Annotated in this window: 20 protein-coding genes and 1 pseudogene; 14 read left to right on the top strand and 7 right to left on the bottom strand. The window is 44.3% G+C overall.

The features are described from left to right. Positions 1-135 precede the first annotated feature (135 nt). Positions 136-564 carry a hypothetical protein gene (locus Psch_RS05820; RefSeq protein ID WP_190239471.1) on the top strand — a complete coding sequence of 143 codons (429 nt, stop codon included), beginning with the start codon at positions 136-138 and terminating at the stop codon, positions 562-564. Between the two features lie 52 nt (positions 565-616). Here Psch_RS05820 and Psch_RS05815 read toward each other — a convergent pair whose 3' ends face one another. Together Psch_RS05815 and rbr are read right to left on the bottom strand one after the other, a co-directional pair. After that, a complete protein-coding gene (locus Psch_RS05815; protein WP_190239470.1) occupies positions 617-1,351 on the bottom strand; it encodes an HAD family hydrolase in 735 nt (244 codons plus the stop codon). Between the two features lie 196 nt (positions 1,352-1,547). Beyond that, positions 1,548-2,120 carry a rubrerythrin gene (gene rbr, locus Psch_RS05810; RefSeq protein ID WP_190239469.1) on the bottom strand — a complete coding sequence of 191 codons (573 nt, stop codon included), beginning with the start codon at positions 2,118-2,120 and terminating at the stop codon, positions 1,548-1,550. Positions 2,121-2,363: 243 nt separating this feature from the next. On the opposite strand from rbr, the gene Psch_RS05805 reads away from it, so the two are divergent. Continuing rightward, complete coding sequence (locus tag Psch_RS05805) at positions 2,364-2,834, top strand: hypothetical protein (protein WP_190239468.1); 471 nt, start codon at positions 2,364-2,366, stop codon at positions 2,832-2,834. A 56-nt stretch (positions 2,835-2,890) separates the two neighbouring features. Here Psch_RS05805 and Psch_RS05800 read toward each other — a convergent pair whose 3' ends face one another. After that, positions 2,891-3,514, bottom strand: a complete 624-nt coding sequence (locus tag Psch_RS05800; protein ID WP_134219935.1) for a DUF47 domain-containing protein — start codon at positions 3,512-3,514, stop codon at positions 2,891-2,893. Positions 3,515-3,527: 13 nt separating this feature from the next. Continuing rightward, complete coding sequence (locus Psch_RS05795; protein WP_190239467.1) at positions 3,528-4,571, bottom strand: inorganic phosphate transporter; 1,044 nt, start codon at positions 4,569-4,571, stop codon at positions 3,528-3,530. Positions 4,572-4,911: 340 nt separating this feature from the next. Between Psch_RS05795 and Psch_RS05790 the strand changes: the two genes are divergently transcribed. The 3 genes from Psch_RS05790 (at position 4,912) to Psch_RS05780 (ending at position 8,865) form a co-directional block, all read left to right on the top strand. Next, entirely contained in the window at positions 4,912-6,198 is a 1,287-nt protein-coding gene (locus Psch_RS05790; RefSeq protein ID WP_190239466.1) for an MFS transporter, read from the top strand. A gap of 336 nt (positions 6,199-6,534) precedes the next feature. Continuing rightward, complete coding sequence (locus Psch_RS05785) at positions 6,535-7,626, top strand: NADH:flavin oxidoreductase (protein ID WP_190239465.1); 1,092 nt, start codon at positions 6,535-6,537, stop codon at positions 7,624-7,626. A gap of 792 nt (positions 7,627-8,418) precedes the next feature. Beyond that, positions 8,419-8,865 carry a DUF3888 domain-containing protein gene (locus Psch_RS05780; RefSeq protein ID WP_190239464.1) on the top strand — a complete coding sequence of 149 codons (447 nt, stop codon included), beginning with the start codon at positions 8,419-8,421 and terminating at the stop codon, positions 8,863-8,865. 553 nt (positions 8,866-9,418) lie between these two features. Here Psch_RS05780 and Psch_RS05775 read toward each other — a convergent pair. Further along, positions 9,419-10,878 (bottom strand): annotated as a pseudogene (locus Psch_RS05775) (IS1380 family transposase). Between the two features lie 158 nt (positions 10,879-11,036). Then, a protein-coding gene (locus Psch_RS05770) for an IS3 family transposase (protein ID WP_190239463.1) occupies positions 11,037-12,186 on the bottom strand; the annotation gives its coding sequence in 2 pieces (ribosomal slippage) (positions 11,037-11,916 and positions 11,915-12,186; 1,152 coding nt in all). A 795-nt stretch (positions 12,187-12,981) separates the two neighbouring features. Here Psch_RS05770 and Psch_RS05765 point away from each other — a divergent pair. The 4 genes from Psch_RS05765 (at position 12,982) to Psch_RS05750 (ending at position 15,499) form a co-directional block, all read left to right on the top strand. Next, positions 12,982-13,938: a hypothetical protein gene (locus Psch_RS05765; RefSeq protein WP_190239462.1), complete on the top strand. Its 957-nt coding sequence runs from the start codon at positions 12,982-12,984 to the stop codon at positions 13,936-13,938. 20 nt (positions 13,939-13,958) lie between these two features. Next, the gene (locus Psch_RS05760) at positions 13,959-14,543 is read left to right on the top strand and encodes a hypothetical protein (RefSeq protein WP_190239461.1); all 585 of its coding nucleotides are present in this window, start codon (positions 13,959-13,961) and stop codon (positions 14,541-14,543) included. After that, on the top strand, positions 14,540-15,004 hold the full coding sequence (locus tag Psch_RS05755) for a hypothetical protein (protein ID WP_190239460.1): 465 nt from the start codon (positions 14,540-14,542) through the stop codon (positions 15,002-15,004). Before Psch_RS05760 ends, Psch_RS05755 begins: the two co-directional genes overlap by 4 nt. Before the next feature lie 144 nt (positions 15,005-15,148). Continuing rightward, on the top strand, positions 15,149-15,499 hold the full coding sequence (locus Psch_RS05750) for a diguanylate cyclase domain-containing protein (RefSeq protein WP_190239459.1): 351 nt from the start codon (positions 15,149-15,151) through the stop codon (positions 15,497-15,499). A 117-nt stretch (positions 15,500-15,616) separates the two neighbouring features. Here the strand turns inward: Psch_RS05750 and Psch_RS05745 are convergent, their stop codons facing one another. Then, positions 15,617-17,329, bottom strand: coding sequence for an IS1634 family transposase (locus Psch_RS05745; RefSeq protein WP_190239458.1), 1,713 nt, complete (start codon positions 17,327-17,329; stop codon positions 15,617-15,619). Positions 17,330-17,653: 324 nt separating this feature from the next. Between Psch_RS05745 and Psch_RS05740 the strand changes: the two genes are divergently transcribed. The 5 genes from Psch_RS05740 to Psch_RS05720 all read left to right on the top strand — a co-directional run bounded on the left by Psch_RS05740 (position 17,654) and on the right by Psch_RS05720 (position 22,455). Beyond that, positions 17,654-18,628 (top strand): HlyD family secretion protein, encoded by a 975-nt coding sequence (locus Psch_RS05740; protein ID WP_190239457.1) that lies wholly within the window; start codon positions 17,654-17,656, stop codon positions 18,626-18,628. Positions 18,629-18,884: 256 nt separating this feature from the next. Beyond that, positions 18,885-19,790, top strand: coding sequence for an ABC transporter ATP-binding protein (locus tag Psch_RS05735; RefSeq protein WP_190239456.1), 906 nt, complete (start codon positions 18,885-18,887; stop codon positions 19,788-19,790). Beyond that, on the top strand, positions 19,791-20,708 hold the full coding sequence (locus Psch_RS05730) for an ABC transporter ATP-binding protein (protein WP_190239455.1): 918 nt from the start codon (positions 19,791-19,793) through the stop codon (positions 20,706-20,708). 1 nt (position 20,709) lies between these two features. Beyond that, on the top strand, positions 20,710-21,819 hold the full coding sequence (locus Psch_RS05725) for an ABC transporter permease (protein WP_134217821.1): 1,110 nt from the start codon (positions 20,710-20,712) through the stop codon (positions 21,817-21,819). A 54-nt stretch (positions 21,820-21,873) separates the two neighbouring features. Next, complete coding sequence (locus tag Psch_RS05720; protein ID WP_190240240.1) at positions 21,874-22,455, top strand: TetR family transcriptional regulator; 582 nt, start codon at positions 21,874-21,876, stop codon at positions 22,453-22,455. Positions 22,456-22,503 lie beyond the last annotated feature (48 nt).

The raw sequence follows: 22,503 nt of genomic DNA, 5'->3' as shown, positions 1-22,503 counted from the left end.
GGGTATAAGATTGGGATAAGCCAGGCCTAAGAATTAAATCGAAATGTGTCGTAATATTTTGAAAAATAAATGTAGGAATTTTTGTTAATAATGTGAAAATTCATATATAATATTCCTGAGAGGAGGTTAATCATAATGAGTGATCTGGCTGCTCTTTTGAGGAACAAGAAACAATTGCAGGAGGACCAGGAAGCGCAAACAAGTGATATCAATGAACAATGTCCAGTGGAGATAAAATCATTTTATGATCGACTGGAAGATTGGCTGTCAGACTTAATTGAAGAAAAAATAATATTAACTTCTTATGAAAGAAAAAGATTAGGCTCTTATTATTCAAAGAGATTCAAATTAAAAGCAGGAGAAGATGAAATCGAATTCATACCCAAAAAAAGGGTAGTTGTGGGATCAACTGGAAAAATAGAAATGAAAACAAAAAAAGGGAACATATTTTTTATAAGAGACAGGGACGGTATTTGGAAACAAGTGGTCTCCAAATCACCATTAAATGTTGAAACTTTAACAAAACCTTATTTTAGGGGATTACTGAAATCACTATTGTCTTAAATAAACCTCCAGGACATGGCTTTTGACTAAAGGCTCATTGCAGGATAATTTTTTAAAGCTTTACTCTTGATTCCCCGGGAAAGCCCTGATTCTCCCACAACCAGGCCAGGCGCTGTATTGATCCGTGCCAGTCCGCCCGGCAAATGCCTGCAGGGTCTCCCAGCAGGCAATCAGTTACCAGGTAGGTCTTCATGCCAAGGGTTCCAGCAACCAAGTCCTCATCCACATTGTTGCCTACCATCAGGCATTCCTCAGGCCGCACACCAAGGTGTGCGGCAATTTCACGGTAGTACCCGGGATGTGGTTTGCAAAAGTGCATGACTTCATAGCTGGTAATTAAATTCCACGGAAAGTCATCCACACCTGCCCAGGACATCCGGCTTAGTATAGCGGTCAGCGGGAATAGAGGATTGGTAGCCAGCGCAATACGCAAATTGCGCTCCATGGCTGCTTTTACCAATATGCGGGCTTCCTGGCATGGGTGGGCTACGTAGGACAATTGCCGGAACTTTTCAGCGTAAAACAATTCAAGCAAGGGCCGGATAGACGGTAGCCTTTCTCCCAGATGATTCTCAAAATCTTTCCAAAAAACCTCTTCGTTGGTAAATACCAGGCTGTTATTGGCGGCCATAGCCGAGGTACTTGCCATCAGAGCCTGTTTAAAGGCGTCAGGTTCGATTACCGGACGTACGAAGAGGGACAGCTCTTTTAAGTATTCGTTCATGAACTTCCTGTGGTCCATTGGTAATAGGGTTCCATCCAGATCAAAGAGGACTACCTGCAGCACTTCCACATCTCCCATATAAAAATATAATAATTGATGGCCAAACCAGCAACCTCTTATGAGCCATTTTTGATGAGCTGAAACAAATGGATTGCTTTTTAATTATATTAGCCGGCTTGTATTGTGAAGTCAATGGTCCTTCCGGTAAACAGGCCGGCCCCGGATTCACCTGTTAAGGCAAACCGGGGCCGGCGGGCATTTAATAGTTCTGGCTCCAGAGCTCATAATAGCTCTGGGGGTGGTCGCAGGCCGGGCAAACGTTGGGAGCGTCCGTACCTTCGTGCATATAACCGCAGTTGGCGCATTTCCACAGCACTTTTTCATCGCGGTGGAATACCTTTCCTTCTTTAATGTTCTGCAGAAGTTTCAAGTAACGTTTTTCATGTGCTACTTCCGCCCTGGCGATAGCGCTAAATACTGCGGCGATCTCGGCAAAACCCTCCGCCTCAGCTGTTTTAGCGAACTCGGGATACATAACAGTGTGCTCATACTTTTCTCCTGCGGCAGCCCCCTCCAGGTTATCCTGGGTTGTCCCGATGATACCCGCGGGGAATGCGGCGGTAATTTCCACCTCGCCGCCGGTAAGGAATTTAAACAAGCGCTCCGCGTGTTCCTTTTCGTTGGCGGCGGTCTCCAGGAAAATGGCCGCGATTTGCTCATAGCCCTCCTTTTTGGCCTTGGAAGCAAAGAAAGTATAGCGGTTTCTGGCCTGTGATTCGCCTGCGAAAGCAGTCAGCAGGTTCCTTTCGGTATTCGTTCCTTTTAATTCCATTCTTGTCCCCCCAATTTCTTTTTCAGTTAATCTGTGCGAACATATTGCAGGAATGAATTTTACCTACGTTAGAGCGAGAATATCATATTTTTTTTAAGAATTTATTTCGTAAAGGTTAAAAATTTATTACAGAAACGTAGCCGATCCTTTTACATCGCAGCGCTTTTAATATGATGATAAATAATTTTGCATAGAAGGAGGGGCAAATAAAGAGAATAGTAATAAAAACACCCGGAGGTAGTCATGGAATACCTGATTTGGGCTGTTGTGATGTGGCTGCTGGTTTTTATCCTGGTCCCTTTTAACAGGCTTAGGCTGCTCTGGCCAGTGGCGATTGTTTCAATCCTGCTGCTCTTTGCCATGAATTTTACCTTTATCCAGCTGGGTTATTACCATTTCACGAAAAGTGCGCCCGCTATTGCCGGTGTCCCTTTGTTTGTGCTGGTTGGGGGAGCGGGTGGCGGGATTTTGCTGATGAATTGGATGCAGCGCAACTCTTTTTACAAAATGCTGCTGGTGCTGCTCTTCAGCGGCCTGCTTGTTCTGGCCACCGAGGCTTTGATCAGGTCGGGAGCTTTTGAGATGCAGAACGGCTTCAACCAAACACTTCATTACTTTATCAATGTCGCCGGTGTGTCCATACTGGTATGGCTGTCCTTTGCCGTGACCGGGGAGGAAAAGATTTACGAGGGCAGTAAGGGCAAGATATTTTAAACGTACCCATTAGCTGTATGCCAACCGCTGCGGATGACCGGGCAAAAAGCTTTGTTCTAGCCTATCCGGACAACGATACGGTGAAAGATGTCCACAGTACTGCCCAGGTAAAAGGCCGCATCCTGCATTTGGCTGTATATTTCATGGTGCTTCAAGGCTTCCATGGCATCGGCAGTTTGAAAAAGTTCCGACATGCCCTTGCGGTAATAGTCTTCCATCTCCGCATGGGCTTTCCTTATCTCCTGGATGCGGGTCTGTGACTCGATGGGTTTGTTATCGAGGATTGAGATCATAGCCCCGGCAAATATAGTTGTACCCTCACTCAGCGCCTCCGTCATTTTAATAAAGTATTTGCGTGGCTCCACCTTGTATTCGACAATGGACAGCAGGGTGGATTTGGCGTACTCAACGATGCGGTCCATTTGGACCGAAATATAATAGAGTTCCTGCCGGTCAAAAGGGGTGACGAAGGCTTCATACAATTTTTCCTCCATCTCCATGCGGACAGTGTCTGCTTGCGCGGCCAGCTGGAGCAGTAAATCATAATTTTCAGCTGAAGGCTCCAACAGCCAGTCAAGCAGGGTCTGCACCCCCTGTGCTGTTAATTCCGCCTGGGTGCGCAGCATGCCGACAAAATCCCACTTCTGAGGGAAAACTTTATTAAATATATTTATTCCCATGGCTAACTCTCCTTTATGGTTTACCGGCTAACCAATAGACCGGGTAGTATATTAACGCGGCTACCAGCACCGCGGAAGGAATGGTGACAAACCACGCCACGATCATTTCCTTCCCAATATTCCAGTTGACCATACGGTGTTCGTCCCCTGCCCCCGCTCCGAGGATGCTGCTGGCCATCACATGGGTGGTGGAGACAGGCGCCCCAAGATAGGTTGCCATTAAGATGGCTGCTCCAGAGGAAACCTGTGAGTTGAGACTGTGGATGGGACGAATGTCAAAAATGCGTTCGCCCAGAGTTCTCATAATCGACCAACCCCCGAGAACAGTACCGCAAAACATCACCAGGGCGCCGCTCAGCCTGACCCAAAGGGGTACCGCTTGCTGCTGCAGGTTTCCCGAAGCGATTAAAGCCAGGGTGATCAATCCCATTATTTTTTGGGTATCGTTGGCGCCGAAGCTGAAAGCCAGCACCGCCGCCATTACCCACTGCAACCTTTTTAGCCAGCGGTTGACAGTGTTCCTGGCGTTTCTCAAGGCCAGACTCAGCAGCTTTTGAAGTAAGTAGGCCAGGATGAAGCCCAGTGGCGGTGAAATGAGCAGAGCGGCAAAAATCCTCATCATCCCGGTCAATTCATGCGTTTCCCCGAACAGTTGGCTCCAGCCCCATAATACCTGATGAAAGCCGTTTGAAGCCCACACCGCTCCGATAACGCCGCCAACCAGGGCATGGGTTGAACTGGAGGGAATCCCGAAATACCAGGTGATTAAATTCCAGGCTACTGCCGCCAGTACGGCTGCCAATATTATAGTCAGCAGTGAATTACTCATGGAAACGCTGACAATATTGGTGAAGGTATTGGCCACAGAACTGCCGCCCAGCATTGCGCCGCTGAAGCCGAAAACCGCCGCCAGCACGACGGCCTGGCCGGGAGAAGCGGCGCCGCAGGCAATAAAGGTAGCCACAATCGAGCTGGCGTCATGCAACCCGTTGGTGAGAGCAAAAAGCAATGCCGCTGCGACCACGACCACCAGCAGAATGTAAATCTCAGCAGTCATAGGCGGATAACCCTCGTCTTAAGTTTGGGAATAGTTTGATATCTCTTAATTTACATCTTTTTCAGAGTAAACTCAAAGTAATTTTTTAGTAGAGCAGTTGGGAAAAAAAACAATCGTTCATGTTTGGCCGGCAAACTTATTTCCATTGTAAGATTTATTCTTATAAATTGTGCTTCGTTTAGTAAAATTTTTTCCAGTTTGAAACTAAATCCGGCGATTTGTCAACCCGGTTGTTCTTGTGAAGGCCCGACGTAACTGTATACCCTGGCGAGAAATGGTGGTATGATGAATTTAACGGACCAAGTATTTCTAATTTCCTGTATACCGGAGCTGTTATGCAATGAAGCCAGAGCAGTCCAGCAACAACAAACAATCCGGTCTTAGATTTATCCTACGCTCTTTTCATTACCGCAATTACCGCCTTTTCTTCAGTGGACAGTGCATATCTCTGATCGGCACCTGGATCCAGAATATCGCCATGAGCTGGCTGGTGTACCGTTTGACCGGTTCGGCCTTAATGCTGGGTTTGGTAGGTTTCGCAGGAAATGTCCCGACCTTTCTGATTTCGCCTTTTGCCGGTGTGCTGGTTGACCGTGGGAATCGCCACCGCATTCTCCTTATTACCCAGGCCCTGGCCATGCTCCAGGCTTTTATTTTAGCCCTGCTGGTTTTAACCGATAATATTTTGGTATGGCATATTATTCCGTTAAGCATTTTTCTGGGACTGGTTAACGCCCTGGACGCCCCTGCCCGGCAGGCTTTTGTCACGGAGATTGTGGAAGACAGAAATGACCTGGGCAACGCCATTGCTTTAAACTCCTCCATGTTCAACGGGGCCAGACTGATCGGGCCGTCCGTAGCCGGGGTGCTGATTGCGGCTATGGGGGAGGGGCTGTGCTTTTTAATTAACGGCATCAGCTATCTTGCCGTGCTCGCCGCCCTGTTGGCGATGAGGGTTAAGCCCAGGAAAACTGAGGGGGCAAAGGATAATATATTTAAGCATTTTAAGGATGGTCTGGCCTATGTCCGGGGTTTTGCCCCCATCCGTTATATCTTAATGCTGCTGGCTTTAGTCAGCTTTACCGGTATGCCTTATACCGTGCTGATGCCGGTATTTGCCAGTGAAATTCTGCACGGCGGGCCGCACACCCTTGGTTTTATGATGGGCGCCTCCGGCATGGGAGCCCTGACCGGCGCCGTTTATTTGGCTTCAAGGAAGAATATCAGGGGATTGGAAAAAAATATACCGTTCGCGGCAGGGCTTTTCGGCACAGGCCTAATCTTTTTTTCACAGTCCCGCAGCTTCTTGTTTTCCCTGTGCCTGCTTTTGTTTACCGGTTTCGGCATGATGGTGCAGATGGCCTCGTGCAATACCGTGGTCCAGACCATTGTAGATGATGACAAGCGGGGGCGGGTAATGAGCCTGTACGCTGCTGCTTTTATGGGGGTGGTACCCTTCGGCAGCCTATTTGCCGGGACCATGGCCAGTTGGCTCGGCGCTCCCAACACCGTCCTGATTGGAGGAATCGCCAGCGTTGGCGGCGCGTTGCTATTTAGCAGCGGGCTTCCTGCTTTGAGGAAAATCATCCTGCCCATATATGATGAAAAACTGCGATCGCAGGAGTAATCAGAGGTTTGCTGCGAGCATTGTGAATATGGAAAAAATGCATATTAGCTTCGAATAAGTTCAGTGCTAACGCGCCGTGTACGATTCCAATCGCACCCACATTGCTTATCTTCACATTTACTGCCGTTGCGTTAGTGGCATGTTTGTCTAATTAAAGTATGTACTTGCATTAATAGCATTTATTGATAAAATTATATAAATAGCAATGTACTTGTATGGAAGTCAAAAACTTTTTCGAGGCAAAGAATACTTCACCAGTTATTAGAAAATAGCCTGTTTTAAAGTAAATAAGTAAAATTATCTTGAAACTAAACAAAAATATGAAAGGATTAAACTATGAGCACTCTTTTTCAGCCTGTTACACTCGGTTCAATGGTTATCAAAAACCGCTTTGTTCGTTCTGCTACCAATGATTTTATGGGTAACCCGGACGGAACCATATCAGATTCAGAAATAAAGCTGTACAGGACCCTTGCTGAAAACGAGGTGGGTTTGATAATCACCGCCCATGCTTATGTGCAGCATCCCCTGGGACGGGTTGCCCCCGGGCAAAATGCCATTTATGATGATCAATTTATCGAGGGTTACCGCAGGTTAGCTGATATTGCGCATCAACACGGTTCCAAGCTGGTTCTACAGATATCACACGCCGGCCGGCAGGTTAACGTGCCGGCGGAGGGTTTGGTTCCCGTCGCTCCTTCTGCGGTCACCGACAAAAGCACCAGTTTGACGCCCCGCGCTTTGACTGACGGGGAAATCCGGGAACTGATCGACTGTTACGCCGCCGCCATGCTGAGGGCCAAAAAAGCCGGGTGCGACGGGGTACAGGTCCATATCGCGCACGGCTATTTGCTGTCGGAGTTTATTTCACCTTATACCAATAGGCGGGAGGACCAATGGGGCGGCAGCATCGAAAACCGGACCCGCATTCTCAGGGAGATCATCATCCGCGGCAAAAAATTGACCGGTGAAGCTTATCCCGTGCTGGCCAAGCTCAACACAACCGACGGCTTTGCAGAAGCCGGGTATCTGACTCTTGAGGATGCAATCTATACGGCTAAGTTACTGGATAGTTTGGGTGTTGCGGCCATAGAGGTAAGCGGCGGGATCAAAGAATCCAAAAAAGGATTTGCCTGGCCCGGGATCAATGCTCCGGAAAAGGAAGCCTATTTTGCCGCCGCCGCCGGAAAAATTAAAGCTGAGGTAACGTGTCCGGTCATTTTGGTGGGGGGGCTGCGCTCCCTGGCAGTTATGGAATCGGTTCTAGATACAGGGATCGCCGATATGGTGGCTTTATGCAGGCCTTTTATTCAAGAGCCGGATTTGGTGAAAAGGTTTATAAACGGACAGGCCAAGGCGGCCTGCGCCTCCTGCAACGGCTGCTTTAATCCAAAAGGTATTCGCTGTAATGATCAAAACGGCAGATAAACAATAACCGGCAAACCCGGCTGCTTGAAGGAGGTTAGCGTTGGGTGAGGCCGGACAGGATATTATTTTCGGTAGCTAATGTCAAAGTACATAGTTTAAATCTGAGGGGAAGCCATGGTGGTTTGGTGGTTTTCGTTATACAATAAAAATAGCCGGGTGATATTATAATCTATCGCCCGGCTATTTTTTTACGGACGTTGTTGTTCATACAAGATAAGAACAGCGATTCCTTTAACAAGCCTTTTTTTCGTTTAATTATTAGGCTGTGTTAAATGTTTATCTAGTTCCCCCGAGAGGCGAATTTTACATGTATTAGAACGCAGTGAATAACTAACAAAATTATGTAATTAATGCAACCTTTTACCTTCTTCACGCGTCTAATTTATAATAACAAACTATCGGCGTTAAAGGCAAACCCAGCTCTATTTAGCAAAATACATAATACTATTCGTTTGATGGGGGGCAGAGATATGACACTTAGAACCCGGCAAGGACTGGGCTATTGGATATCATTTTAACCTAGAATATGCATATTATTATGATAAGCCAGGAGAAAAATATTTAATAATTGAAGTAATAGGATTATCACCTAGAGGTAATTTTGCACGTGTTGATATTGATGAAAAAACTGGGAAAATTATTTATGCAGGCGAAAAGACTTATGATGATAAAGGAAATGCTATTTGGACGGATTTTTAATTATCCAACGTAATCGTTAACCAGCAGCCTTATAAATAATCTTTGGAGATAGACATATCAAAAAAATAGTGTTTGGGGTTGAAACAAACTGATATGAAACTAAAAAACCTTTTTCTATTATTTTTTATTCTCGCACTTGTTTTGATAGGGTGCAGTAATAAGCAAACTCAAGTAAATGATATAGATGGAACTTCTTCAAAAAAAGCAATAACAGATAATGAATCAAATGAATTTCCTAATGAAGAGCTCTATCAGGATATTTTTTTATCAACTTTAAATCCGTATATAGATAAGGCTATTAAACAACATTATGGTTCCACAGTAGTCACCGATCCCTTGTACGTAGATATTATAAGTGCCGAAAGAGTACAAGGATATCGTTCATTGGATTTTGAACTAAAAGTTAAAGTAAAGCCTTATAAAGGAGCTCATATAGTTGTTGGAGAAGATATTATTACAATAAAAGTAAATCCTAGAAAAGTGGAGGTCTTAAATTTCGAGCATGTAAAAGATTACCAACTACCTCCAAACTTACAATGAAAATCCTACATGGGAAAATTAATGGTATTGCCTATTGCTATTTTCTCACCTTATTAAACGAATAAAAACAATTCAAACTTTTCATTAAATACGCCAAAGTAGCAACTGCCCATAAATGAAATGTAAAATAAGTTTAATGGGGTAAGCTCAAATTCTTATAAAATATCAAATTGGAGTAGAGAAATTGTTTCCGATATTCTTATTAACTCAACTTGCGCAGGACGAAAGTTGGAGCCGGCTCTTTAAAAACGCTGGCAGACAGGAAATGAACTCTTTAATTAAATCCTGTAAAGCACAATCTGTTATTGTAAGATACTTTCTCAAGGTATTTTCAACTTGGATTCGGTAAGTAACTCCTGTTTTTTTGTTTGCGGTGAAGCAATCACCTAATAAAAGGAAGTAGGCTCACATTATTCCTGGTAATTATTGAATCAAATAGCATTGATTTTCCCATAGTAAAGAGTTGAGCTTATAGTGCTTTTGAAAAGGGTGCATCAAACAAGCCGGACCATTCCGGCAGTAAAAATATCACTATTATTTAGCTTTGGTGCTATCATCCAGATGGTGAGACAAGTAACCATGCTCTTTGACATATGAATTCCTTTAGCCTGTATTTAATGTTATCTACAACCTGCTGCAACCACTGATTGGCTGCCAGCCTTACATGACGGTAGCGGCCATTGCCAACAACATTGCCTGGTATATTGAGAATTAACCTTCTTATGGTTAGGATCTCGTAGCTGGATGCGTCAGCCGGTAACAGTGCCAACCTAAACCAGTTCAGGAGATTGTAAGACAATATCTTTATCCACATGAAGGCCATGTTCCTTAGTATTTCGTTTTGGCTGGTTTGCTCGATACCTACGCCTGTTTTCAACTCATCGATTTTGTTTTCCACGTTACAGCGCTTATTGTACCAGTGCCAGATCTCCTCAGGTGAGAGATCTTCCATATTTGTCACGATGGCTTCGTAATCATATAAGTCAGTAAATGCAATAGTGTCTTGGTTACCTTTGGAGGTTGTTTTAACTTTCTCTCTAATGAAAACAAATCTTCTGGCCCGTTCCCAGCTTTGAAGCGGTACGGTGATTTCATTCACCGCATATGTGTTGTCAAGTTCCTGCCAGGAATTATTCTGGCTGTTAAGGTATTTGATTACTTTCCATATGTTTGAATTTAGCCGGGCTTTACAAACGTATTCGATGCAGTTGTCCTCTAAATAGGCGAAGTTCTTTTGGTCAAAGAAGCCTTTATCCATTCTGACGCCTTTGGCTACAGTATTGTGTCCAACTAATGACAGAGTTTCCTGGAAAAACTCAAAGAAATCGCCGTTGCTGGAGGTTTTACCGCCATACCGACCAGCGTTTAGCAGCTCACAACTACCGGATACAAAGGCCACTTTTGCTTTGTATGAACTGCGGCCGTGATAGCGTGGGTTGTAGCCAACCTCGGAACCCTGCTGTGCTCCAAAAACAGTAATTACGGTGTCGTCAGTGTCAATCCAGATTTCTCTGGGGCCATCCATATTGGCTTTCATTGATAACATGGCCTGGTTAACTTTTTTGAGCTTTTCAATATCTTCGAGGTTGAGTTTAGAGATCAAGTACCGCAATGTTCGCTCATCGGGAACCCGGTCTATCCCTTTGATCTTCTGATATCCAGGGTCGAATTTAAGCTGATTCATATGGTCGAAACGTAGAAGTCCAAGAGCGGCACAGTCAACCATGGTATCAACAAGTTCGGCGGCACTGTAAGTACTGTTGTGATGTCGGTGAACCGTAAGTGTTTGTTGACGATTCCCGTGAAGTCAACCGATTTCTTTAACGATTCAAGTAACCCAAAGTTGCCGAAACCGGTAACCGTAGTATTGTCAAAGATAACGGGTAGATCGGCTTCGCCGGTTGCCCTCTGCAACAATTTAATTGATTTTTCGTATTGATGTTTCAAGTCGCGTTTTTGTTGGCGGCTGAGTGATTCTAATTGATTATTGGTAAGAAACCGTGATACCATAATTGTGAGGACACCTTCCTTCGGTATGGTATTGTTTGGTCGCTTTACCAATTCACCGATTAGGAGTGGTGTTCCTCTTTTTTGTCAAATTTTATAATGCCCCCCGTGTCAAGAACACAGATATAAAAAATTAAGTTTTCTCCTTCCCATGTTGATATGTATCAAGCAGCTTCATTGAGCTTGCTTTTGAGGTAATAGGATACTGGGCTGGCGCCACCCAGCGAAGAATGAGGCCGGCGGGTGTTGTAAGTCTTCATGTAGTCATTCAGCATAATTCTCAACTCTCGAGGTGTTTCGTACTCACTTATGTAGATTCGTTCATATTTCAAGGTGCGGAAGAATCGTTCCGTTCTGGCATTATCCAGACATTGGCCCTTGCCATCCATAGAGATCTTTACTCCATTATCTTCCAACAACTTGATGTAGTCTGGATTAGTAAAATGGCTGCCCTGGTCAGAATTGATAATTTCTGGCTTCTGGCAACTTAGAGCACGCTTTAGACATCTCAGGACAAAGGATTTATCCAATGTACTTGACAGCTCGTAATCTACAATATAGCGGCTATACCAGTCGATGATGACAAACAGATACATGAACCCTTTCTTCATGCGCAAATACGTTATATCCACACCCCAGACCTGGTTTGGCCTGATGATTTTAAGGTTGCGCAGCAGATAGGGGCGGATATATTGAGCATGGTAGCGTTTGCTCAGATTGGGCTTGGGATACAACGTATAAATACCCATATCACGCATAATTCGGCGAACTCGTTTTTTGTTAATCACAAGTTTATGTTCTCTTCTGAGAATGGCCGTGATGGTACGGTAGCCCCAGGTCGGTTCATCTGTATGAATTTTATCAATCAACCGCATGATTAATAACTCCTCATCACTAATTGTCCTGACGGGAGGTTTCCTATATGCGCTACTCCGATTGAGCCCCAGCAACTCAGCCTGACGCTTTACCGTGATATTTTTATGGCTAAGCTCAACAAAGGCCTTACGGTCGTTTACGGTTGAGGATTTCGTCAGATTTTTTTTTAAGCCAGTCAACTTCATATGTTAACTGACCAACTTTACGCTCCAGTTCTGCCACATGTTGTTGCTCTTTTTCAAGAGCCTTTTCGGCTTCTGAGGGGCCTTTCTTGAACACCTCCGAAGCTCGGTCTACAAATTCCTGCTTCCAGCGATTGACCATCACAGGATGAATGCCATATTTAGACGCTATCTCATTGACAGTGGCTTCTTCCCGGAGAACTTCCAGGACTACCTTGGCTTTAAACTCGGCTGAATACTGATTACGCTTTTTCATGCTCCCATTGTAACTTATTTTTATTATCCTGTGTCTCACCTCTTGGGAGCATTATATTTTTTGCAGAAAATATCAGCCTCAAGCTGCATTTTGACTGGTTTTTTAGGCTTTACTTACCGGATCTAAGTTAAATATTATCCAAGCAGAAATAACCAGCAAGCTAGAAAAAAATAATGAACAAAAAATTGTTGTTGAATTTACCCTGTTAAATAATAGTGAATACACTTTAGATAATTTATCACTTAACATAGTTTATCCAAAGAATTGGCCTGAACCATATTATTATAGTAGCAACCAACCTGTATCAGTTTCATTGAGACCAGGCGAAAAGTTAGTTTACTCCTTTGAAAGAATTAATAAAATTAATAATAAAAGTATTACTCTAACAAATAAGAGTTTACGAAAGATATCAATAGGTTATTCATTTGAAATCGGGAATAATAATTTTCATAGTGGTTTATTTACCCAAAAGATTTAGACTGGAATCCACAATAAGTATAGTTTCTTTTGTCGTTACTCAGGTCCTTTCGTTTGTAACGCCAATTTTCAGGCTAATATAACTACGGTTGATGGGACCGCATCAGATTATATAAATTAAGTTTCTCAGTGAGCGTAAAATAATAATCCCCACCTTGCAGACAGGGCGGGGATTATGGTAACCTTATTTATTTACTCGGCAGATAATTGGTAAGGATGGATTAAGCGATGGAAAAATGAGTTATTATACATATTATTCAATTTGGAGGGATAAAGTTAAACAAATAGTTTAACCGAAATTATTTTGGAGGTTCTTTTGTGAAAAGATTATTAGTATTCTTGTTTTTAATAATTATTTTTTTGTTTCTTATTTTTATAAATAATTATTTTTGCAATAAAGATACAGCTAAAACAAATAATTTTTTAAATAATGATCAAGACATAAATAATTTATATACAATTAGTAATAATGGTAAAATCTATAAAAATGGAAGAAATCTATTAATTAAAGATGATAATACTGTTGGGGAAATTGAGTTGAATGAAGAACTAAAAAATGTTTCACCTATTGATATTTTTCTTTCGGAAGATGCCAATTATTTATATTTAGCAATTAGAAGTTATCGAAATGAAAATAAGAGTAATTTAGATAAAGGGAAAGTCGTGGTTTATGATATTAATACCAATCAGTCATTTGATTTATTTAAGAAATTATCTTATACTCTCAATGGGTTTCTTCATTGGGCAACTTATAAGGATAACAAAATGTTAATTTTAAGAGAGGACATTAATGAAAATAAAAGTCTTATTTATATAGATCTTTTAAATAATTCTTACAGTATTATAAATTTGCCCTACAAATATGTTACCTCAGTTGATTTTATTGGCGATAATTTTTCATGTAATTGTTATGATGAACTTCTTAAAAAAAATATTCTTACGGTAATAAACAGCAATGGAAATATTTTAAAAAGAGTTAACGTTAAAAACCTTGGTACAACTTATATTTTCAAAGCATCCGATAATGGCAATAATATTTTATTTTCAACAGGTAATACTCCACAAGGTTTAATTTTATATAATTTCGAGTTAGATAAAGAATATACTATTATTCCTCCTGAAAGTAAGAAAGATGAATTGGAGTTTTTAATATATTCTGCATGGAAAAATAATGATACAATATATATTTATGAAATGCTCTCAAAAGATGTAAAGAATGAAAGAAAATATAATTTAAGAGAAGAAAATATAAATCTATATATACAAGATGAATAAATTAAGGGAGTGTACACGATTTGTTGAAACGTGTTTATAGTCTTTTAGTGATAGTTCTATTGTGCCTTATAGTCGTTGGACCCTCCTCTGCACAGGCAGACATTACCATTGATGCACAAGAGCCGTTCACTATTTCAGTCCCGATTACTGTGAACGAAGATGATGCAATTGGCGACACCTCGACTGAGGGAGTTATTATACCGGACGCGGAAGGCACAATTGACGATAACTCTACTAGAGGCGTTACTGTGGTTAGGCCCGGTGTTGTACGAGATGGAAATACGCAGAGATGTGAAGTATTTCTTAACTGGGCGGGCAGTGATATATTTAACGAATGGAGATTCTCTTCATGCACTGTCGACAATGGTAGTCTTTTATCTCCCATAGTATATGGAAGATTTGGTTGGACGGCTTTAAAAGTACCCGCAAGTAGCGTAGGAACAGTAAGAATCGGTGTTGTTAATATTCCAGTAAATGAAACGACAGCAAGGGTAAAAATTGATGGTTTAATAGGATATCGAATATCTCCCGCACCAGTTGGGTGGCTTTCAGCCCCAGGTATTAGTCTACCGGTCCAATTAATTAGTCAAGGAGTGGCATTGTGAACTATAATGAGCAAGTGCGGATGTTCAAGCACCTCATACCAATTGGGCCTAAATCAATATCTGAATTGGTCGAAATGCTTGAGGCGAAAGCTGACATAAAAGAAATTGCGCCAAACGAACTTCCTGGTTACGCAAGGCAAACTGCCATATATAATGCAAGCCACTGTATTCTCAATGAAGATTTGCAAGTAAAGCCTGATAATATGCTGCTTCTTGCATTTCAAATAATTCAGAATGAAAAGAGTAGCTATTATTATAGTGATGACATTATGGGTGATGATTTTATCTATGTTGTTTTTGAGAAGCATACCGAATATATGTGGTCGAATAGTCAGAAACTGTTTCTTGAACTTGAACTCGCTCGTGGTGTTTCGCAGCACGAATTTGATACTGAGGGGATTCTGTTTCGTTCATTAGTTGCGCATTTGGCAAGTGACTATTGTTTGAAAAATGGTATTTAGTTTTAACATGCTGCAAATCCATGCCTTGTTTGTGAACACCATTTTGTGTAAATGGGATAATCATCTAATTTATCGGAATACCGGGGCAACGTAGGGATACGACCCCATGCTAGCCACGGATTAATTGGTAGAGGCGGGGCGATTGTGCTCTGCCTTCTCTTATTAAAGTTTATCAGTGACACCCTGGGACACGACGCGGGAGACGGGTTTTTGGTGGCGGCTTCCGGTGTTATCGGGCGTTCTTTCCGCAAGGGTGACATTGTCTCCCGCATCGGCGGGGATGAATTCGCCATACTGCTTACCCACAGTGATGAAAAGACTGTGGAAGACGCCTGTAACAGGATCCAGGAAGTCACGACCCGGAGGAGATGCTGCTGGCACACCCGTTGCTGTTTAAAACCTCCATTGTACGGAATAGATTTAAGGTTACGGTTGGCTATTGCTTTAAGATATGGCAAGGGTGGTAATTATGATTTAATAATTGTTCTTGCTTAACACTTGAAAATGATGTACAATCTCATCTTTGACAGTTAAAAAATATAAAAAGCTTGAAAGCCCTGTGTTTGCAAGGTGTTCAAGCTTTTTTGTATTTTAAAAAAGTGAGTAATTTTTTTATTTCTTAGTAGTGGTCAAAATTTTTTTCATCTGTGTTTTCTTAATAATCTCGTAATCTGTTCGAAAGCCAAAAGATTCATGCAGCTCATCTGTAAAATCAGTTCTTGTGTAGGTCGGTATATATCCCTCGCCCTTGATCTCATAGAAATTCATTTCTCTCAATCCGTTGATGACTTCACTGCATGTAAACTTATTCCCTAGTTTCTTTTCCAATAACCGATAAAGGATAAGGGACATAAAGCAGGTAGTAAAATGTGCTTTAATTCTATCTTCGCGACTTAAGTACACCGGCCGGGCTTTAAACTCGCTTTTCATGATCCGGAAACATTCTTCAATCTCCCAACGTCGCTGGTTAATCTGGATGATTTCCTGAGCACTACCTTCTAGGTTCGTACAAACGGCATAAAATCCGTCATAGGCTTCTTCAGCAACGATGGTTTCGTTATTTAAGGCATAGAGTTCATTGTCAGCTATTTCACCATCAGACGTACAGCTGGGTTTTTTAATAAAACGTTCATAGTCGTTCTGATTGCTTTTTGAAATTTTAGTTGGATTCGAATCGAGTAGTTTCTGAGCACGTTCGATTTGTGAATTGCGAATTTGACGTTGATAATTTTTGTACTTGATGGAGTAAGTTACAATAAGTTTTTGTTCCAGGCCGTTTTCTTTAATCCAGCGTTCTTTAAAGAAGCATTTGTCTTTATAAGTTTCCTCGTCAAGCTGGGTGATATCATAAGTTTTATCATGATCTGCAAGATGCCAGCCTTTTGAATCAAGAGACCATTCCTTTAAATGCTTTTTTAGTTTTTTAATCGATTGGGTCGTGATAAATGCGCGTTCGCCTTCGTTGTTGAACCTTCTGTTCTTTTCAGAAGCCAGACCTGCATCGGTACAGACAACAAATTTGGAAAGTTTGAAATCAGAAAGTATTTTTTGCTCTAAGGGTTTAAGCGTAATCTGTTCATTCGTGTTGCCGCTGTTGAGACTAAAAGCAAGAGGAATGCCGTCTCCATCCATGAACAGACCCATTTGGATGATAGGGTTTGGTCGATGTTCTTTTGAAGCGCCATACTGTTTAAGGCCGTCTTCTTGTTCGATTTCAAAGAAATAATTGGTACAGTCATAATAGAGAATACCCGTGTTTCTCTTTGAAATTTTGAGGCTGTTGCTATAAAGAGAAGACTCAATGAAGTCCATTTCTTTGGAAATGACTTCAAGTGCTCTATACACATGCTGCAATTCAAAGTTCGTTTGTTCAATGAACTTTGAGGAATGATTATAGGTAGCGAGTTTGGAAGAAGGAAAAAGGATTCGTCCGTAAAGGAGCCGTGACAGTATAGCATCCAGATCAAACGAGAACTTATATTTTTTTGATATCTCCGTGCAAACCTTATGAAGATTGAGTTCGTGATAGATCTGCTGGAGAAAAAGATAACCGCCATTGAAGAAGAGTTGTTGATCTTTGGAAATCACTTTGGATGGCGAATATTTAACGATGACTTCACGCAATAGCTCTTTCTCTTTTTTGTTAAGCTCTTCTATGTATGATTTAGCCCATTCAATAGGGTCGCGCCCATTTAGATTTTGCTGTAATTCAGCAAGCGTTCCTAACTTTTCAACAACTTTTGTGGAACGCTTACCGTTCTCATAAACAGATTGTATGACATAAAGCGAAGTAGCATTTTTAGACTTGGATATACTAAGTCGCATAGTAGAATCTCCTCCAATCCCTTACATTATAACACATTACGCAAAATTACTCACTAAGAATTGGAGAGAATTTGACATTTTTTTAATAAAAAAAGCCCTGTTTTCAAGGCTTGTAGAGATTTCTATATTAGCGCAAGTGTCAAAGACCCGGGTTCCCTTTTTCAGCTTACCGCATAGCGCAATTTGCAAAATATGTTTATCTCCGGAATTTTTTTGTTGTAATACTGTAGGACTGGTGGTATATTGGCAATAAGTAAACTAACAAAGTGCCAATGGTTTACCTACTATTTACCAACTAGCTAATTTGCGAAGCGAGGGAAAAGCATGAAAAGGAAAATCCCAATCATCATCCTGGCGCTGCTCTTGGGGGCCGGCGGATACTGGGGCTACCGGTGGTATAACCAGGCGCCGCAGGCTGGTCTGCAGGCTACGGGTACCATTGAAGCCACCCAGGTACAGTTGACCGCCAAGTTGCCGGGTACCCTGCAGGATTTTACGGTGAAGGAAGGTGACCCGGTCAAGAAGGGGCAGCTCGTCGGGAGCTTGCTGCGCAATGACCTCGTTGCACAGAGAGAAAGGGACGCTCTGGGGGTAATCCAGGCCCAGGCCCAGCTGGACGACCTTCTTTCGGGTGCCAGACAGCAGGAACTCCGCGATGCGGAAATAGCGGTCAGCATTGCCGAGACCAACTACGAGAAGGCCGGCAAAGACTATAACCGGGCGGTGGAGCTCCACCAGGGGATGGCGATCTCGGATGCCGAGCTGGAAAAGGCGGACACTGCTTACAAGCAGGCTGCCAACCAGCTGGAATCGGCCAATGCCAAGCTTAGCCTGCTGCGCTCCGGCAGCAGGACCGACCAGATTGCGGCGGCTCAGGCCGGTGTCGAACAGAGCGCCGCTGTCTTAAAAGCGTCGGAAGTACTGCTGGAAGATACCAAAATTATCTGTCCCATAGACGGGGTTATCCTCAGTAAAAATTTTGAGCAGGGCGAATACGTCCAGGCAGGTTCTGCGGTGGCTACCGCGGCCAACTTGAACGACATGTGGATAAGAGTCTATATACCAACCGATGACCTGCCCCAGGTCAAGCTCGGGCAGTCTGTAACCTTCACGGTCAGCGGCAGCAGCGTGGAGTACACCGGTACAGTGGAGGAAATCGCCGGCAAGGGTGAATTTACCCCCAAGACGATTCAAACCAAAAAAGAGCGTACCAATGTTGTGTACGCAGTAAAGATCAGGGTTGACAATCAGGCTGGCGCCTTGAAGCCCGGCATGCCCGCGGATGTCATTATTCAATAGGGTACTTTTGTTTTGCTTATCACAAAATTTGTTCCCGAAAAGGCTTGAAAATAGTTGTAGGCCGTAAGGCGTAAAAAATAATAGCAGTCATCTTTTATGAAAAACGCCAGGTGATGCAGGTGCGATTTCAATCGTGCATGACGCTTGCGGCGGGCTTGTGTGGGCTAATGGTACATTTGGGCGAATGAATCCGACCCTGCATTTTGGGGGTAGCGCTTTGGCGATTTGAACAGTTTTTTCAGGGGAGGTGGTCAGAGTGATTGAGACAACGGATTTGACCAAGGTCTTCGGCGCTTTGACGGCGGTTGACCAGGTTTCCATCAAAATAGAGAGGGGAGAGATTTTCGGCCTGGTCGGACCGGACGGGGCCGGCAAAACGACCCTCATGCGCATGCTCTGCAACCTTATTACCCCCACCAGCGGACAAATTAAACTGCTCGATATGGACGGCAAGGATGCCCGCAAGGCGGTCGAATCCTACGGCTATATGCCCCAGCGGTTCAGCCTGTACGGTGACCTGACCGTGATGGAAAACATCAATTTTTTCGGCGCCATGTACAATTTGGACCGCCGGACCATCCAGAGCCGGGCCGACGAGATATTGGAAATGACCAACCTGATCAAATTTAAAACACGGTTGGCGGATAACCTTTCCGGAGGTATGAAGCAGAAGCTGGCCCTGACCTGCGCCCTGGTGTCCAGGCCGGGCATGCTCATTCTCGACGAACCCACCTACGGGGTTGACCCCGAATCCCGTAAGGACTTCTGGCGGGTCCTGTATAATTTAAACCGGGAAGGCATGACCATCCTGGTGTCGACTGCTTACATGGACGAGGCGGAACTTTGCCAAAAGGTCGCCTTTATGGACCGGGGCAAAATTGCCGCTGTCGATACGCCGGGCAGCATCAAACGCCGGTTTCCTTACAAGGTACTGGAAATCAAGGCTGAAACCCGTGACCTGGGTTTCTTAAATGGACTGGATTTAGTCAGAGACGCCTATTTTTACGGGGGCAAGTTCCATGTCCTGGTGGACAAGGACACACCGCAAGCTGCAGTCCTGGCGAAAATAGCCGGGATGAATGCCGGCGTTGTTCAGGTCAGGGAAGTGCCGCCCTCAATTGAGGACGTTTTCGTCCTGCTCGCGGAAAAAGAGGTGGTTTAAGTGGAGTACGTGGTAACCACCCACGAGCTGACCAAGAAATTCGGTTCTTTTACCGCCGTCAACAACCTCAGCATCAAGATCAAGCCGGGCGAAATCTACGGCTTTCTTGGACCAAACGGCTCCGGCAAAACCACGACCATCCGCATGTTGTGCGGCCTGCTGGAGCCAACAACAGGTTCCGGTACCGTACTGGGTTACGATCTGGCCCGTGAATCCGAAAAAATCAAGCGCCGGATCGGTTACATGTCCCAAAAATTCAGCCTTTACGAAGATTTAACAATTTACGAAAACCTGGATTTTTACGCGGGGATGTACAGCATTCCCCATAAGGAACGCAAACAGAGAATATCTGAAATGGTGGCCATGTCCCTCCTGGAGGGCAGGGAAGACGAACTGGTGGCAAATTTGAGCGGAGGGTATAAGCAGCGCCTGGCCCTGGGGTGCGCGATTTTATCCCGGCCCGCCATTTTATTTCTGGACGAACCCACCAGCGGGCTCAGTCCTACCAGCAGGCGCATGTTTTTTCAAATTATCCAGCGTATAGCTGCTGAAGGAGTCACGGTGATGGTTACAACCCACTTCATGGACGAGGCCGAGCGCTGTTATAATATTGCCTTCATCTCCGAAGGGACACTGATAGCCAACGACACGCCGGAAAACCTCAAGCACAACGTCATCGAGGGTTGTATGGTTGAGGTCGACCTGCCCGACGCCATGCAGCGAATCAGCGCTATTGAAAACCTTCCTTATGTCAGGGAGTGTTCCATCCACGGCCCGCTCTTGCACGTGCTGCTTGAATCGCAGGCCCAACTGGAAGACTTCAACCAGTTTACGGGAGCCACCGCCAGCGTGATTGAGCCATCCCTGGAGGATGTGTTTGTATCACTGGCCAAACAGAAAAGAAGAGAGGTGTCGTAAGGTGGGCAGAATCCTGGCTGTCATAAAAAAAGAGTTTCTGCAGCTGATGCGGGACCGGTTGACCCTGGGTATCACGTTTATGCTGCCCCTGTTCCAATTAATCCTTTTTGGCTACGCCATCCAGACCGACGTCAAGCATATACCAACAGCTGTTTTTGACCAGTCCCTATCGGCGGAAAGCCGGGACCTGCTGGATTCCTTCAGCGCCTCCGGGTATTTCGACATAAATTACGCCGCCACGGGCTACAGTGACTTAACCAAATTGATTGACAGCGGCGCCGCCAAAGCCGGTATTATCTTTCCGGCCGATTTTGCGCAGAACTTAAGGAGCGGCGAGTCCGCCCAGGTGCAGGTCATCGTTGACGCCTCGGACAATATGGTGGCTAATTCCGCCCTGTCCATAGCCAACTCCATCGGCCTTTTGAAGTCGCAAAATATCCTGGTGCAAAAGGCGCATATCCAAAGCCTGCCGTACGATATCAGGGTGCGTCCCTGGTACAATCCGGACGGCGTCACGGCCTATTACATGGTCCCCGCCATACTGGGAATTATCGTAACCATGACCATGGTGATGCTGACCTCGATGGGGATTGTCCGGGAGCGTGAGCGTGGCACCCTGGAGCAGTTGATGGTCACGCCCATGCGTTCTTATGAGCTGATGCTGGGCAAGGTCGTCCCCTACATCGCGCTGGGCTATGTGCAAATCACCGTGGCTCTGTTGGTGGGAGTACTGTTGTTCCAGGTCCCCATCCGGGGCAGCCTGCTGCAGCTGTATCTTTTAACCCTCTTCTTTATCACCGCCTCCCTGGGGATGGGTATTTATATCTCCAATATAGCCAAAACCCAGATGCAGGCCACTCAGATGTCTTTCATGGTCCTGTTGCCCAGCATCATGCTGTCAGGCTTCATGTTCCCAAGGGAAGCCATGCCGAAGATTATTCAATATATAGGCAACCTGATCCCGCTGACCTATTATCTGACGATCATCAGGGGCATTGTCCTGAAGGGCATCGGTTTTTCCTATTTGGTATCCCAGGTAGCCGCGCTGCTCGTTTTTTCAATAATCATGATGACCCTGGCCATCCTCAAGTTCAAGAAGAAGGTAGCGTAAAATGACAATGGAAATGACAAGGGGACTGTTTCCCCAGACCAATAGGGGGTGTAGCTGATAGACTATCGTCAAAGGATAACAGCTGCCTTAAGAGAACTGGCTTCGGTACAGGGTTTTTCCAGAGTTACGGTGGATGACCTGGCGACCCGCACCGGTATCAGCAAGAGGACCATTTACCGTTATTTCAGGAGCAAAGAAGAAATAATCGTTGCCGTAATGGAGGATTTAATGCACGGTATCGAGAAAGATACCAGGATGGCTGTGGAAGCATCAGAACATCCCGTTGACAAAATCACCGGGGCAATCGGGGTGGTCCTTCGGAATATCAGGCAGATTCAGCCGCTGGCGCTGCACGATGTGCAAAAACATTTTCCTCAGCTTTGGGAGAGGGTTGAACAGTTCAGGGCGGAAAAAATCCAGCAGATCTTCGAAGAGCTTTTGGCGGGTGACGGGCAGGACTGTTTTCGCAAGGTAAACCCCAAAATCTTTACCGCTGCTCTCCTGGCTTGCATCCGGGCCGTGGTAAACCCCAACTTCATTATGGAAAACAACCTTTCCCCGGAAGAAACCATCCGGTCCCTGTTTGATCTTTTTTTAAATGGTATTACAATGGAAAAAACAGAGCTGAATCATTGAAAGCGACCGCAGCTTATAAGGAGCAGGCCGGACGCAGGAAGGAGTGAT

Origin of the sequence: Pelotomaculum schinkii (assembly GCF_004369205.1) — a bacterium.
GTDB lineage: Bacteria > Bacillota > Desulfotomaculia > Desulfotomaculales > Pelotomaculaceae > Pelotomaculum_C > Pelotomaculum_C schinkii.
Note: the sequence above shows the minus strand (reverse complement) of the source record. Positions and strands in the feature narration are given on the sequence as shown.